Here is a 14,951-nt window from a genome sequence, read left to right on the forward strand (position 1 = left end):
TATCTGATTTTTATATTGCAGCGGTATCTTAATAATTGCGCAACATAGTTGCATGCGCTCCTTATCAACACTTCCAGAGTATACTCTGAATCCTGTCTTTTGCTTCTGACTCGTCACTTCCCTTAAAGCAAAATGTCAGATATCCGTTAAGGCAGAGATTCATTACCTCATCATAGCTCTTAACATTGGCTGTGGTCTCTTCACTGGTTACATAGATGTCGCAGTCAAACTGATTCGCTGTCTGAATCAAGTAAGAAATAGGAATAGGCCTTAAGACCTTCTCCCTGCTGTCAACTTGTCTGGTTAACATAGAATCACCTCAATTCAAAAACAAAACCGACTACCTGTTCCACCTTCCCTCGACTCATTTACATACCTTTCTTATAGACAGAATAACACGTTTCTTGAGAATATGCAAGAGGCAGAAAGCAAAAGCCTTAGATACTCAGGCCTTTTACAGCCCAATTATAGTTCTCCATAGACTGTCTCAGATTCAGGTCTGCACAGCGCAGGGAAGCCTGTGCCTGGAGGTAGGCCAGCTCCTGCTGGAGATATTCAATCTGGCTGATCGATCCGTTTTGTTTGCGTATCTGGGCTGCATCCCAGATCATCTGAGCGTTCTGGAGCTCGGTGGAGGAGGCATCATAGGAAGCCTTCTTTTCCACAATATCATCATAGAGCCTTTGAATATCGGAACGGACCATCTCCTCGCTGTATGCCACGTTTTGTATTTTATTCTTTATCTGTGTGGTAGACTTAGTTGTAGCCTGTTCGATCTGATCCATACCGCCGCCCTTGCTGGTTCTTAAGGATATAAGGTCATAATTGTTATTTACAGCCCTTTCCTTGTCTGCATTCACATCAATCTCAGCAATAGCCGCCACATCCGCTGACGGCACCGGTCCTATGACCGGATTCCCTTCTGCGCCCCAGCCGGTCATGCTGCAAAGGCTCTTTTTGATGCTTTCTGCCTGTGTGTCAAGGGCTGCCAGCTGGGCTTTGGATGAGGACAGGGTGGAGGCGGCGCTTAAGACTCCCGCGTCCACAGCCAGACCCTGGGCCTGCATGGTCTGCTGGATGCTTCTGGCTGTTTCTGCGATTTCCACTCCCTTGGCTGCCACTGCACGGTTAGCCATGATCTGCTCGTAGCCGTTCATAGCGGACTGTAGACTATAGACGATCTTGTTAACCCCCCGCTGAGCTGATTTCAATCTTGAAGGCCTTGTAGACAGATCGATATTGCGGCTCATGCTGTCTGCGCTTTTGCGGTAAGCCTTAGCCGTCATCTTGTTTGTCATAATGCCAATAACCGCATCTTCCATATCGCCTCCGGCAACCTGGCCAGCCTTAATCGCGTCCTCCAAATCATCAGCCTGATCCTTTAAATCATCAGCAGCGTTGTACATAAGCTCCGCTACCAGCTCCATATCTCCAGTGTCAGTCAGCATATCGTAAGCAGACTTTATGGGACCATAATAATTCTTAACAAGCTCCTCCAGCTCATCGTACTCCAGCTGATTATCCTGAAGCCGTGCTAAGGCCGCCTCATACTCCGTATTTGGCCCTTCCTCCGGCAGAGCCAGGGCTGTAAGGCTGCCTGTCAAAGCAAACGCCAAAGACACAGCCGCCAGCCTGACCGGATTTCTATACCGTTTCATCATGGATGTCATCATTCCTTTCCTGTAAGTATGTGCTTCTGCCGCTAACATTCTTAGAACGTAAGACCCTTTTTTATCCAGTCATACTGTTCCATCGCAAGGAAAAGCTGCAGCTTGGCTGTCTCCACTTCGTTCTGGGCTGTGGTGAAGGCAGTCTGCTGCTGAATCAGGGCCAGATTGCTGATATTACCTGCTGCCGCATTGGCATTGGCGCTGCTCATATTCACAGTCTCAAGCTGGAGTCTGGTATTGGCCGCCTCCAGCTCATCCCTGGCATCCAAAACTGCGTTGTACTGGTTTTTTAAATTGTTGTATACTGTGTCCTTTCCCGCGTCAATATCAGCCTGGGCGGCTGCCCTTAAATCGTTGGTCGACACATTTTTAAGCTTTAACTCGTTGCTCTTGATATCATAGTTGCTGGCAATCGCTCCCTCTTTGTCTGCCTCAGGATTCATTGCGGCTATCCGGGCTAAATCAGGCTCCGGCACCTTGCGGATTTCCGGCTGCCCGTCTACAGCCCAGCCAAGCATCAGACACAGATTCCGGTGAACATTGCCGGCAGCCTTCTTGGCAGCCAATATACTGGCATCGATATCCTGTACGTTTTTTTGAGCAGTGAGAACATCCAGCTGTGTGGCATTGCCTACAGCCTGATTGGCAGCCGCTGCTTCGTAGGAAGCCTGAGCCAGCGCTCTGTTGGCATTTAAATTCTCCAAACTATAAGCAGAAACCTCATAGGATGCCATCAGCTGCTGAGCCTGATACACCAAGTTAGCCTCAGTTTTGTCATAGGCCACCTTGTACATATCTGCATCCATATAGTTATTATCCGCCATCTTTGCCAAGTTGTTGCCGGCGTACTCAGACATAGCGGAGGACACTCTGCTCATGGCATCATCCGAATACGCGGCGTCGGCCTGATCCCAAAGATCCATGGCGTCATCCATTAATTCCTTCCAAATATCCGTTAAATCCTTGTTCTTCTGATCATTATAGCTGAAACGGTTGCTTCGTACCGTAGGGTTATACTCATGGATCAGGTCTGCAATCTCATTATACTCCAGTACATTGTCCCTTAGGGAAGCCCATTTATCCTGGGAATAAGCAAATTCCGGGCTTAAATTTTTACTGATATCAGGAGCCACAGGCTCTGCTACCGCAAAGTTATCCTCAGGCTTAGTAGCCAGTGTAGCCCAGGCAGTCATCGGCGTCATAGCTGCAATGGCCGTAGCCGCCAGAATCGCCGTCCCCTGGTTTCCGTATTTCCTGATTCTGCTAACTTTCATAATATTTCTCCTTTTTGTATGAAATCAGTATGTGATTAGGTTACTTACAAACACCCTTTTCCAATACAAGCATTTCCTTTTCCACAACCTTCAAAAGCCTCTCTCTCTCCACAACATTTTTATAGTATAGGGCCAACGCCTTCATGCTGATTACCATAGCCATATCCACAAAATAGGGAAGGAGCTCCTCCTGGATGGCATAAGTATTCTTATCGATGCCTCCATAGAACCTCCGGCAAAATTCCTGATAGTCCTCATCCTGCAGCCATACTCCCCGGATGCCAAATAGATAATTCTGATTCACCATATTCAGATCGGACAGCATATTTTTATACATCTTATAGCCCAGACCGTTTTCCCCTTTTTTCATCACAGCCTTCAGCAGATTGACAGGTACAGCAAAGGGATTCCCCTCTTCCTTCTTAAGAGCTTCTATTACCTTATCCTGAAAGCTGTCCCTGAATCCCCGGAGCATATACTGCATCAGATCGTCCTTATCCGCAAAATATGTATAAAAGCTTCCTCTGGAGATACCGGCCTCCTTTATAATCTGATTGATAGATGCAGCCGAATAAGGAACCCTGGAAAACTCATGAACCGCGGCCTCCAGTATAACCCGCTTTTTTTCATCCTTCAGTTTTAAAAAACGTTGTGTAGGCATAAAGCAGCTGCCTCCTTGTTATCTTTGGTATATGATCGCTTACTTGCAGACTTATTTTTCAAGCCTAATAAATGACACAGTGTCATTATGACAATTTGTCATGAATCCAATTATAAACACCTTTGGATGTAATTGTCAAGAAAGGAACCATTAAATTTCCATAAACAAGAAAGAGGCTGTCCTTTCATTACATCTTCAGGACAGCCCTCTTGAGCGTTATGCCAATGATTGGTCAAACGTCTCCATCTCTTTTATCTGTCTATATTTTCTGTCCGCTCCACGATATACACCGGACGGTCCTTTAATTCACTGAACAGTATGGCGATATACTCGCCAATAATGCCGATAAGCACAAACATCATGGCAAACATAAAGCAGATTAGCACTACGATAGTGGCGTAACCGCTGGGCGCTCCCCTGCGGGTCAGCAGAGTGTAGGCCATCACCGCCAGTCCCAGAAGGGCGGAGAAAATTCCTGCATAAATCCCAAGCTTTAAGGGCATATTTGAAAAGCACAAAATGGTATTAAGGGAAAAAACAAAAAGCTTCTTCATGCTGTATTTACTCTCTCCCGCCACTCTGGCCCTAGCCTCATATTCCATGGTTGTCTTTTTAAACCCTACATTCTGGACATATCCCCTGAGAAACCGTACCTTCTCCCTGTAATTATTCTTTAACACCTGGGCTACAGGACGGCTTACAGCAAAGAAGTCTGAAGCATTAGCCTCAAAATGCACGTCTGAAATGTGATTGATCAGCCAGTAAAAACCAGAGGAGGTAATATTTTTTATAAGGCCCGCCGTCTTATTCCTGGTGCGGACCATGTTAATTACCTCATAGCCCTCCTCAAACAGCTTCAGAATACCCGGAATACATTCCGGAGGGTGTTGAAGATCCGCGTCCATGCAGATAATTGCGTCACCCCTGCTGTAATCCAGACCTGCAATCATAGCTGCCTCATGGCCGAAGTTTCTTGAAAAGCTGACAATCTTTGCCCTGAAGTCTGATTCTGCCAGATGGGCCAGCACCTTCAGACTACCGTCTGTGCTGCCGTCATTTACAAATATAAGCTCATAATCCCAGGAGGTTGTGTCCAGCACACCTGTAGTCTCTCTGTAAAATTCCTCCAATGCTTTTTCTTCGTTATAAACCGATACCACAACTGATAACAATTTTTCCATGAACTCTGTATGCAGTCCTTTCTTTTTCCGGTCTGTCTCTTTCTTTCCCAGGCCGCATTTAAAGCGAATCCAAAACCTCAATCTCCTGACTAGAATGGGAAGGCACACGCTCCTCCTCAGGAGGCAGTTTCTTATAATCCCCGTATACCTCAGTCAGAATCTGATGCCAGCCCTTGGGAATCATGAGGACTGTATCCTCAAAGGGGACATCCTCCACCTCCTCGCACCACTGGCTATCCAAAGTCACATAAAGGAAATCCGGCTGATAATTACTGTAATAGCGCTTGTTTCCGCGGCTCTTTCTGTCCTTGACTGCCAGAGCCTTTTGAACGGCAAAGAGCATTTTCATAGGAAGCAAACGGCCCACAGAGGCAAGTCCGCTTACAAATAGCTTATGAAGAGGACTGTACTTTTTAAAATCCAGGTTATATCTGTGCCCCATCGCCAGACCATACACTGTCTTATGAAGAAAGCGGGTCAGCTCTGCCCCTGCCCTGGATGAAGGCAGCTTATCAATGACAAACAGATCTACCCACAGGTGGTTCAGCTTCCCGTCGTAAAATTCCATAAACCCACTGTCTGCATGGCACCGGCTGTTCTTATAGAGGAGCCTGGGGGTAAAGTCGTAAAACGCCCTCCCTTCCCGGTAGCTGTCTGGCTCTGCAAGCTCCATAGTATCCGGCAGTTCCCTTTTCACTACCTTCATAAATGCGTCAAAATTTGTTCTTGTAAATGCCACGTCCGCATCGTCGTCCCATGGAATAAAGCCCTTATGGCGTACTGCCCCTATGAGAGTCCCTGCATCCAGGGCATATCTGATCTTATACTTGCGGCAGATGCGATCCACTTCCTTTAATAGCTTAAGATTAGCCTCATGAACCCTGCTCATATCATATGATACTGCCATTTTCCCCGCTCCTTATGACCGCCGAACCTCCCTTATAACTCCTCTGGAAATTCCGGCTATTATTTATCTGTCATTATGTTCTGTCTGAACTGCGACTGCTTCTCTGATAACCTTAGCCATATAGTCTATCATCTCGTCTGTCATGCCAGGATATAAGCCTACCCAGAAGGTATCTCTCATAATCCGGTCTGTATTGGCAAGCTGTCCTACGATCCGGAAGCCGGTTTTTGCTGCCCGCATTTCATCAAAGCATGGGTGCTTAGTCAGGTTGCCGGCAAACAGCATACGGGTCTGAACACCTTTGCTTTCCACATACTGAACCACCTGGTTCCGGCTTACCCCCTCCTTGCAGGTAATGAGAAATCCGAACCAGCTGGGGCGGGAATTAGGGCAGGGCTCAGGGAGAATCAGCTTATCCTGTGCTTCCTTAAGACCGGCTCTTAGGCGATCAAAATTATGGCGGCGGCGTTCCACAAAGGACGGGATTTTCTTAAGCTGGGCGCAGCCGATGGCAGCTTGCATATCCGTTACCTTTAGGTTATACCCAAAATGGGAGTAAACATACTTATGGTCGTATCCCAGGGGAAGCTCTCCGTATTGCTTGTCAAACCGGTGTCCGCAGAGATTATCCCGGCCGGAAGGACACGCACAGTCACGTCCCCAGTCACGGATGGAGCGGATAATCTTGTTTAACAGCCCGTTGTTTGTGTAAACGGCGCCTCCCTCCCCCATGGTCATGTGATGGGGCGGATAGAAGCTGGAGGTGCCAATATCGCCTATGGTTCCGGTGAATTTGTTCACCAGCTCTCCATCCTCCTCAATGGCATACTGGCTTCCTAGAGCATCGCAGTTATCCTCTACCAGCCACAGTCCATGCTTGTGGCAGAAGGCCTTCACTGCCTTTAAATCGAAGGGATTTCCCAGCGTATGGGCAATCATCACTGCCTTTGTCTTTTCAGACAGAGCGGCCTCCAGTTTGTCCACATCAATATTGTACTGAGGAATGGTCACATCTACAAACACAGGTACTGCTCCATATTGAATCACAGGGGCCACCGTAGTAGGGAAGCCGCAGGCGACCGTAATAACCTCATCTCCCCTCTTAACACGGCGTTCTCCAAGAAGGGGAGACGTCAATGTCATAAAAGCAGTCAGGTTCGCGGAGGAGCCGGAATTTACCAGGCTGCAGTAGCGCACGCCCAGATAATCTGCCAGCTTCCCCTCAAAGGAGCTTGTGTACCTGCCGGAGGTAAGCCAAAATTCCAGAGAGCTGTCCACCAGATTCACCATCTCCTCATGATCATATACGCGGGAAGCGTAGGAAATTCTGTCCCCCTCCCTAAACGCTTTCTTCTGGTTATGGTAGGTATCGCAATACTCTGCCACCAGCTCCAGAATTTCCTTTCTTGCCTCTGCTTCTGTTTTATGCTCAAACTTCATGTCGTTCTCCTCTTTTCAATCTTCATTTTAAGTTATGGAAGCCTCAGATGGCTCATTCCCTCTTCTACCATTCTGATTATCATATCCGTTGAAAAATTCCAGAATCTGACCATCTGTCACTTCCAGCATATCCTCTCCCTCCAGATATGCCCTGGACCACTCCACCGTCCTCTGAATGGCCTCCTTGACCCCATACCTGGGCTTCCAGCCAAAGACCGCCTTTATCCTGGAGCAGTCCAGCTTCAAAAAATTAGCCTCATGAGGCCCCCCATCATATTGATTCACCCAGCTGCAGCCCTGTCCCCATATTTGGCAGAACTCATTTACCAGCTCTCCGGTGGTAACGCAGTCCTTATCCTCCGGCCCTACGTTATAGTATCCCTGTAGCGCCCTGTCCTCATACTGCTTCATCGCTATGGTGAGATATGCTGCCAAAGGCTCCAGAACCAGCTGATATGGCCGTACGGAATGAGGATTTCGTACAATAATATCCCGGCCAAAGGCTGCGGCCCTGACGCAGTCCGGAATAATCCGGTCATTGGCAAAATCTCCGCCTCCGATTACATTTCCCGCCCGGGAAGTGGATATAGCACAGTTCCTCTCCTGAAAAAAGGACCTCTGGTAGCTATGGGTCACCAGCTCGGAACAGGACTTGCTGTTGGAATAGGGATCATAACCGTCCAGCGGATCGCACTCCCGGTAGCCGTATTCCCACTCCCTGTTTTCGTACACCTTATCCGTCGTCACGTTCAGAAGAGAGCGGAGGCTGTCTGTCAGACGCGCGCACTCTAAAACATTCACAGTCCCCATTACGTTTGTCTCGTAGGTATAGACAGGGTCTTTGTAGGAGTCCCGGACAATGGGCTGAGCCGCCAGGTGGAATACGATCTCCGGCCTCACCCTTTTAAATACCTCCTGTAAATGTGTTCTGTCACGTATATCGCCGGTAACGCTATCCATGCCGTCCTCCAGCCCCACTATCTCAAAGAGGCTTGGATCTGTGGGGGGCCTTAAGGAATAGCCTGTGACCCTGGCTCCTGCAAGAATCAGAATACGGCAAAGCCAGGAGCCCTTAAAGCCCGTGTGTCCTGTTACCAGCACCCTTTTTCCCCTGTAAAAATGCTCCAGCTCTTTCATTGTCATCACTTATGAATCCTCCCAAATCTTCCATGGAGCCTTTCCGGACTGCCACAGAGCCTCCAGCTTATTCATCTCTCTCTGGGTATCCATGCACTGCCAGAAACCGCTGTGATAAAAGGACTTAAGCTGTCCTTCTGCTGCCAGACGCTGCATGGGCGTTTTTTCAAATACAGTAGTATCATCCTTTAAATAGTTAAATATCTCAGGATTTAGTACCATAAAGCCGCCGTTAATCAGAGCGCCGTCATCGTCCTCCTTCTCACGGAAGGACAGGATTGTGTTATTGCCGTCAATATCCAGAACCCCTTTCATCTGGCCAATGTTTACAGTAGTGATGGTAGCTGTTCTTCCATGAGACTGGTGAAATTGAAGCAATGCCCTTAAATCTACGTTGGAAACGCCATCACCATAGGTCAGCATAAAGGGCTCACTTCCGATAAAGGACTGTATCCTCTTTACTCGGCCTCCTGTCATTGTGCGAAGCCCTGTATCTACCAGCGTTACCTTCCACGGCTCCGAGTAATTGTTATGAACCTCCATTTTGTTGTTGGCAAGATCAAAGGTTACATCGGAGGTGTGAAGGAAGTAATCTGCGAAAAATTCCTTCACTACATACTGCTTATATCCAAGGCAGATTATAAAGTCGTGGAACCCAAACTGAGAATAATATTTCATAATGTGCCACAGGATGGGCCTGCCGCCAATTTCGATCATGGGCTTTGGCTTTAAGTGGCTTTCCTCGCTGATTCTGGTTCCAAGTCCTCCTGCTAAAATTACGACTTTCATTGATTTTCCTCCATTGTATTACGGGTATGCTGCGTTTGATTGCCTAATTATTGCCTGAAAATATTCAAGTGGTTATCTAGTAATATACGGAATGCCTTTTGTATCTGATCCACACCTTTTCGATACTCGTATATACATTCCAACTCATCCGCCCTGGCCTCCAGCTCCTCCTTCGTCATATAGGGGATTTCCAGAGCAAGAGCCGCTTTTTCTTCAAAACGGGCTTCCCGGCTAGGAGCTTTCTTCAACTCACGATAAGTAGTATAACCATTTCCAAGAAGGATTGCAAGGCAGAATACAGCCATAAGGCTTCGTACCAGAGGCCTGCCCCGGCCTTCCAGCTTCCATGTGAGGGCGAAGGTGAGAAGGATTCCCAGGATTCCCACCTGGAACTGGAGCGCATAGCGGGAGCTTAAGGCGTAGTTGTCCTGCTCAAATATATAACGGGACGCAAAGATAAGCACATGGTTTAACCCGCCTCCAACTAAAAGCATCATGGGCATCAGAGTTGTCTCGTAAAGGCGGCAGCGCAGGTTGAGCCACAGAGCAAGCAGATAGCCACAGACCACAAAAAGGCCGATTAAGCAGCACATGGAATTACTTAAGGCTCCGGCCTCCATCCATTGTTTCAACTCCTCGCCTCCTATCAGCATTCCGGCGAAGGATTTAAGGAGAAATCGCACTAAAAATGTGGGATTTTCAGCCAGAATAACGCCCAGAGAACGCCCTGTAGCTCCGGCGTGCTCCTCTACTGCCATGGAATTGCTCCATATATAGAGAAGAAGAGGAATCAGAGTACATGCCATATAGGCAAGGTAACGTATATCCCAGGCTTTAGAAGCCGGACCGCTTCCCCTTCTGCGCTGATAACCGCGCAGAAAGCAGAAGCCGTAAGATAGCAGCAGCGTCACTGCATAAATAGCGCAGTAGGGTCCCGACGTCCCAAGTATAATAAGCCAGGGAAGAGCCATAAGCCTTACCCGATCGCCTTTTTTTTCTACTCCCGCCCATACTCTGTCTAAAACCAGCTCATGATAATAAAAGCAGGCGAACGCAAAAAAGTGGGACCAACCGCTGCCGTTGGTCAGCATTTCCCATTTGTTCAGGCTGAACATTACAGCCATGAGAAGTGCAAACCAGCCCAGGCCCACCCTGCGGCATATGCAGTAGCTTCCAAATACCCAGCCTGCCAACCCCAGGCTTACAACCCCCAGCACCCGTTCCAAAGTTACGGAAAAGCCAAAAAGCTCCACATTGACGATTCTGCACAGATAGTTGATGGGAATTCTGGTCAGTATGTCGGGTACGAAGAATTTCTTCGGATTGTATATATCGGGCAGATAACTATTTACCAGACGGATATAATCAGAGTATACCACATCACAGGTGGCATTTTTCACGTACCAGAGACAAAAGGCCGCCCCAAGAAGGGGAATAGCCCAGTATAGCATTGTTCGTTTACGTTCTGTGTTCATGATCCCCTCTCCTTAATCCCAGTCTAAACATCCCTCTTTGTCAGCAATGAGCCTCATTTAACGAACCTTCATTTGCACAATGGCTGCCAGCCGTTCATCTCCCCGCTGCTCCTGGGCGTCCTGCATATAGAAATTATAGGAAAATTCCAGACGCACCATCTGCCATGGTTCCGCCTCAATGGATGTCTCAACAACACTTGAGCGCACAGGGATTTTCCGAACACTTCCGCCGTCTACTGTAAGCTCAACGCCTTCTCCCCCTTCCATCACGCCGGGGAAACGGATCTCCAGATCAATAAAGCCCTCCTTTCCTGCCATCACAGTCAGAGCCGCGTGTTCATCCATCCACCCGTCATCATAATAGCCATACTCAACCTGAAGCTTTAACTCCCTGACAAAATCCGTCACATCCTGGAACCCATTATAGTCCGGAGCCTCCCGCAGCACCAGCATAGAATCGTCCACCAGTCCAATATCGCGGATACTGTCTATCCATACAACGCTGGTTCCCTCTGCCTTCCTCTCCTTGTCAAATACCTTAAAAAAGGTTCTGGCAGTAAAGTCGCTCATCTCATAGCTGTTGCCGATGATATAGATGGTCTTTCCAAACAGCTCATCCCCGTATTTCTCATAGGTTTCTTCTGCCAGCGAGTTATAACGCATCTGGCTGGGCCACAGATAGAGCCGGGGATAATATCCCCGATAGAACAGCTCTACGGGAAGCATGAGAACCACATAGCAGGCAAATGCCGCCCCCCAGGGCCACAGCCGTTTCAGATACAGTTCTTCCTTCACGCCCCTTGTCAGCTCCCCATACATATAAGCCAGAAAAAGAAGGGCCAATGCGTATGAAACGTAAATCCACCGCATTTCCACACGAATGGTAACGCTGGAGGAGGCAATACACAAGGCAATAAACAGGATAAACAAAAGGGAATTCCAGATAACAGCCGCTCTGTGAGCCTTGTCCTTTTCCTTAACCAACTTCCACAGAAAGCCTACCACCAGTACAAGGATAAAGCCATCTGCCAAAAGAACCAGAAGCTTTATAAATGCAGGACTCTCCGCCCAGGGAAGGCCATTTAGATGCTCCGGCCCCATATTCATGCCAAAAACATAGGCAATCTGGCTCAGAGCATATCCCAGAGCCTCTTTTACACGAAAGGTATCGGCCACCTGGGTTCCTCCCGTTCCAGCCGGAAGAACGCTTCCGATAGTCACAGCTCGAATCACCTGAACCAACAGAAAGGAGACTGCCGCAGCCGCCCATTCAAAAACCTTTCTGCTCTTCTTTGCCAGCAGAACCAGAAGCACTGCCGGAAACAGAGCCATATACCTCTCATGAACAAAACAGACTCCAGTATACAAGATACATGCCCAATAGATAAAGAGACTTCGCCTCTCCTTTTTGACTTCATTGAGATAACGGTACAGGTTCCAAAAAATCCACAGCCCCATCCACAGCCCCATGGTTTCCATAAGCCCCAGCACCTGGCCGATTTGATAATAGGCCATGCGGCTGGACAGGAACAAAATACCACAGAGTAGCCCTACCCCCTTGGAGCCGGAAAGGCGCCGTCCGATAAAATAAATGGTCCAGGATAAACCGGCATTCAGGAGGATATTCACAGGCACAAACCAGCCTACATGATTTCCCACAACTGCCATTTCCAGCCAGGCTGCCAGATAATAGAGGAACCGGAACCGGGTGCTTCCTACCGGAAATACATACTGAAAAAAGCTCTGCTCCCCATAGCAGGACCAGAAGTACAAATCGTCCATATAAAGTCCCTTAATGGTTATCCCTCTGTTCACCCATAGGGCAAAGGCCGTCAAAATGCCTAAAAAAATCACACGATCCTTCCACTCATACCGGTTTTCCATTCTGGAGCATCCGATTCCGGCTCTTGGTCTGTCTTTTGCTTCCACTCAATACGCCTCCTTTTCCCTGTCCCTTTCAAAGAGCACGCCTGCTTTCTTCGGGCTCTGTACCGGCCCAAAGTCCTTCTTTTTATCATTTACTAATCGCTATGCCTTCTCCCCCGCCTCTATGCTCCGTAATGGCGCTATATCACCTGAACCCATCCAAAGGAGGCCGCCCAGCTTACATGTGCTTCAACGATACCCCTGCATACTGTAATTCTCGTGAAACTGGGCCACTGCCTGCTGCGGCTCCTTTGGGGCAGGCCCGCCCAGGGTGACCCTGGCCACCATATTCCCCCATTCATACCGGAGATCCCGTAAGCTTCCCTCCGCAATCATATCCTCAATCATCTGCAAGGCTCTTGGCTGGTCTGCCAGATAGCCAGACTCCACAAAAAAATACTCCGTACCCGCATATTGGAGAAAGTCCTCAAAATAAGCTAGTTTTTTTACCAGGTACACATTTCCTCCGCTGCCTGTCACATCATAATAGCTCTGAACACAGCAGGGCAGTTCCAGCACTTCCGGATGCTTCCCGAAAGCAAGAACCCTGGTACGAGGTGTAAAGCAAAGAGCCAGCTGGGAATAACCCCTTAAGGCTCTCCTCTTTTCCGCAGCCGCCCTGTGATCAAAATACCCCTTGTGCTTCAGCCTTGGCTGGGTAAAGCCAGGATTTCCTGCCCAGCCTGTAGCACAGGTGAGAGGAACGCTGCATATAAGAAAGGGCAGCAGAATTAGATACAGCTTCCTTTTCAATCCGAAAACCCTGCCCCTGCTTCTTAAACCGGCTTCCCCTTCTCCGCCCTCACTCCCTGTATCCAGCATACGCAGGGAACTAACAATCAGCAGAGCATAAAACAGAATAAAATAATTACCATCTACTTGAGACAGAGTAAAGATACTTGTTACACATACAAGGCCCAGAGACGGAATCAGCATGCGGTCAAAAAAATCCAGCGCCTTCACAGCTTCCCTTCCCTTATTCCTCCAGGCGCCAACGATCCACACAAACAGCAAAAAGGTAATGAGGCCGCTTCCCCAGGCGATAATCACATGATCCATATCCTCTGAAACCGGAGCCAGAAGCATTTCCCCAATGCGGGAAGCCAGGCGGGCCAGCTTCTCCCCTGTATTCAGAGCCCTCGGGTCTCCGATTACATGAGTGAAGGCAAAGGGATAGGTTACTGTAAACCCAAGCCGTTCAAAAAATCCGGCAAAGATGGAGGTCACAGGCACTCCAGTCATCTGATAGGTGCGGTACCAAAGACCTGTCACTGCTCCCGCCGGAAGCACCAGCAAAAGCCAGCCTCTGGGACTTCCCAAGGTAAACCTGCGGGTTAAAACTAGGCAGAGCACAGCCGCTGCTCCCAAAGCGGTAGAAAAAACCAGAGCCGTAGGCTTGTATACCATGGTCAAAAGATATGCGGACACTGCCATCAAAAGCCATGGGATTCTGTCCTTCTTCTTATCCTGGGTCAAGGCCTGAGATAAAAAATAGTAAATCATCAGCTGGTGAAGCAGAGTAACCATATCATTTTTAGCCGTAGCCGCCATATTCATAATTCCCGGAACAGCCGCCCCCAATGCCGCTGCTAAAAGTCCTCTCTCTCGTCCCTCAAAGGCGCTCACCATATGGTAAATCAGAAGGAGAACTCCAACTGAGGCCCATAAAGAGAAAGCCAGCACAAAGCCGTAGGTAGGCGTTCCGCTTAATGGCAGAAGCAGTACCTCCAGCCCCTTGCTGTAGGTATATACCAGATTGATCATTCCCAGATTTTCATAGATGCCCTTGCCGTTATCCAGCACAAAGGCGGAGCGCAGGCCGTAATGAAGAGAATCATAATCCAGCTCTGTATTCATACGGCCTGCCTGAAGCAGCACCATTGTAATAATAAAGGCCAGAAGCCAGGCCTCATGCTTTTTTCTGGGAAGCCATATATTCTGAAATGTAAATCTAAAAGTCGCTTCCTTCTTCCTAAGAAGCTGCCCGGCTCCGGCAAGCAGGGCAAGTCCTGCGGCAATCAGCCGCCATAGCTTCAGCCCTCCGTGGCCGGTCATGGATACCAGGCAGACTACAACCATCCAAAGGGCGCTTCCCAATACCAGCCCCATGGAAAACTCCCCCGCAGGAGGAAGGTAAATGTCTCCAAGAAACAGGCTAAGGGCCCATCTGCCTATAGCTGTCAGCAAAATCATATAAAGCCCTGATACAACAACAGGCAAAAATATCTGGTGACACCACGTAAATACAAAGAGCCCCGTCAGCACACCGGCAGCCTGGAGCCTTCTCCTTCCCGTTCCGGAAAGCCACAGAACATTCCACAGGAATACAACAGACACCTCCGCCAGCATATATATCGTATGCCGCTCCTTAAGAACAGGAGCCAAAGGCCCCGCTATCATAACCCTATAACAGGATATGGCCAGTATAGCCGCTGCCATCGCCCCGAACCCCGCCGGAAGCATTTTCTTAAGCCTGCCTCTGTCTTTCATA

General features: G+C 48.6%; 12 protein-coding genes. All 12 read right to left on the reverse strand.

Translation table 11 applies throughout. The features are described from left to right. Window positions 1-64 precede the first annotated feature (64 nt). Window positions 65-310 (reverse strand): HPr family phosphocarrier protein, encoded by a 246-nt coding sequence (locus tag FYJ39_RS04340; RefSeq protein ID WP_154471230.1) that lies wholly within the window; start codon window positions 308-310, stop codon window positions 65-67. A 127-nt stretch (window positions 311-437) separates the two neighbouring features. Beyond that, entirely contained in the window at window positions 438-1,661 is a 1,224-nt protein-coding gene (locus FYJ39_RS04345) for a TolC family protein (RefSeq protein ID WP_154471231.1), read from the reverse strand. A 50-nt stretch (window positions 1,662-1,711) separates the two neighbouring features. Further along, window positions 1,712-2,944, reverse strand: coding sequence for a TolC family protein (locus tag FYJ39_RS04350; protein WP_154471232.1), 1,233 nt, complete (start codon window positions 2,942-2,944; stop codon window positions 1,712-1,714). Window positions 2,945-2,984: 40 nt separating this feature from the next. Beyond that, window positions 2,985-3,605 carry a TetR/AcrR family transcriptional regulator gene (locus FYJ39_RS04355; RefSeq protein WP_154471233.1) on the reverse strand — a complete coding sequence of 207 codons (621 nt, stop codon included), beginning with the start codon at window positions 3,603-3,605 and terminating at the stop codon, window positions 2,985-2,987. A gap of 251 nt (window positions 3,606-3,856) precedes the next feature. Next, on the reverse strand, window positions 3,857-4,867 hold the full coding sequence (locus FYJ39_RS04360) for a glycosyltransferase family 2 protein (RefSeq protein WP_407923826.1): 1,011 nt from the start codon (window positions 4,865-4,867) through the stop codon (window positions 3,857-3,859). Beyond that, window positions 4,845-5,693 (reverse strand): LicD family protein, encoded by an 849-nt coding sequence (locus FYJ39_RS04365; protein WP_154471235.1) that lies wholly within the window; start codon window positions 5,691-5,693, stop codon window positions 4,845-4,847. The genes FYJ39_RS04360 and FYJ39_RS04365 overlap by 23 nt, the downstream gene beginning before the upstream one ends. 63 nt (window positions 5,694-5,756) lie before the next feature. Next, window positions 5,757-7,133, reverse strand: coding sequence for a lipopolysaccharide biosynthesis protein RfbH (rfbH, locus tag FYJ39_RS04370; RefSeq protein ID WP_154471236.1), 1,377 nt, complete (start codon window positions 7,131-7,133; stop codon window positions 5,757-5,759). Between the two features lie 27 nt (window positions 7,134-7,160). Then, complete coding sequence (gene rfbG, locus FYJ39_RS04375; protein ID WP_154471381.1) at window positions 7,161-8,276, reverse strand: CDP-glucose 4,6-dehydratase; 1,116 nt, start codon at window positions 8,274-8,276, stop codon at window positions 7,161-7,163. 3 nt (window positions 8,277-8,279) lie between these two features. After that, window positions 8,280-9,059 (reverse strand): glucose-1-phosphate cytidylyltransferase, encoded by a 780-nt coding sequence (rfbF, locus tag FYJ39_RS04380; protein ID WP_154471237.1) that lies wholly within the window; start codon window positions 9,057-9,059, stop codon window positions 8,280-8,282. 47 nt (window positions 9,060-9,106) lie between these two features. Further along, window positions 9,107-10,534 carry a hypothetical protein gene (locus FYJ39_RS04385; protein ID WP_154471238.1) on the reverse strand — a complete coding sequence of 476 codons (1,428 nt, stop codon included), beginning with the start codon at window positions 10,532-10,534 and terminating at the stop codon, window positions 9,107-9,109. 57 nt (window positions 10,535-10,591) lie between these two features. Continuing rightward, the gene (locus tag FYJ39_RS04390) at window positions 10,592-12,463 is read right to left on the reverse strand and encodes a glycosyltransferase family protein (protein ID WP_328597515.1); all 1,872 of its coding nucleotides are present in this window, start codon (window positions 12,461-12,463) and stop codon (window positions 10,592-10,594) included. Between the two features lie 186 nt (window positions 12,464-12,649). Continuing rightward, complete coding sequence (locus tag FYJ39_RS04395) at window positions 12,650-14,950, reverse strand: glycosyltransferase family 39 protein (protein ID WP_154471239.1); 2,301 nt, start codon at window positions 14,948-14,950, stop codon at window positions 12,650-12,652. Window position 14,951: the final 1 nt, after the last annotated feature.

Origin of the sequence: Clostridium porci (assembly GCF_009696375.1) — a bacterium.
GTDB lineage: Bacteria > Bacillota > Clostridia > Lachnospirales > Lachnospiraceae > Enterocloster > Enterocloster porci.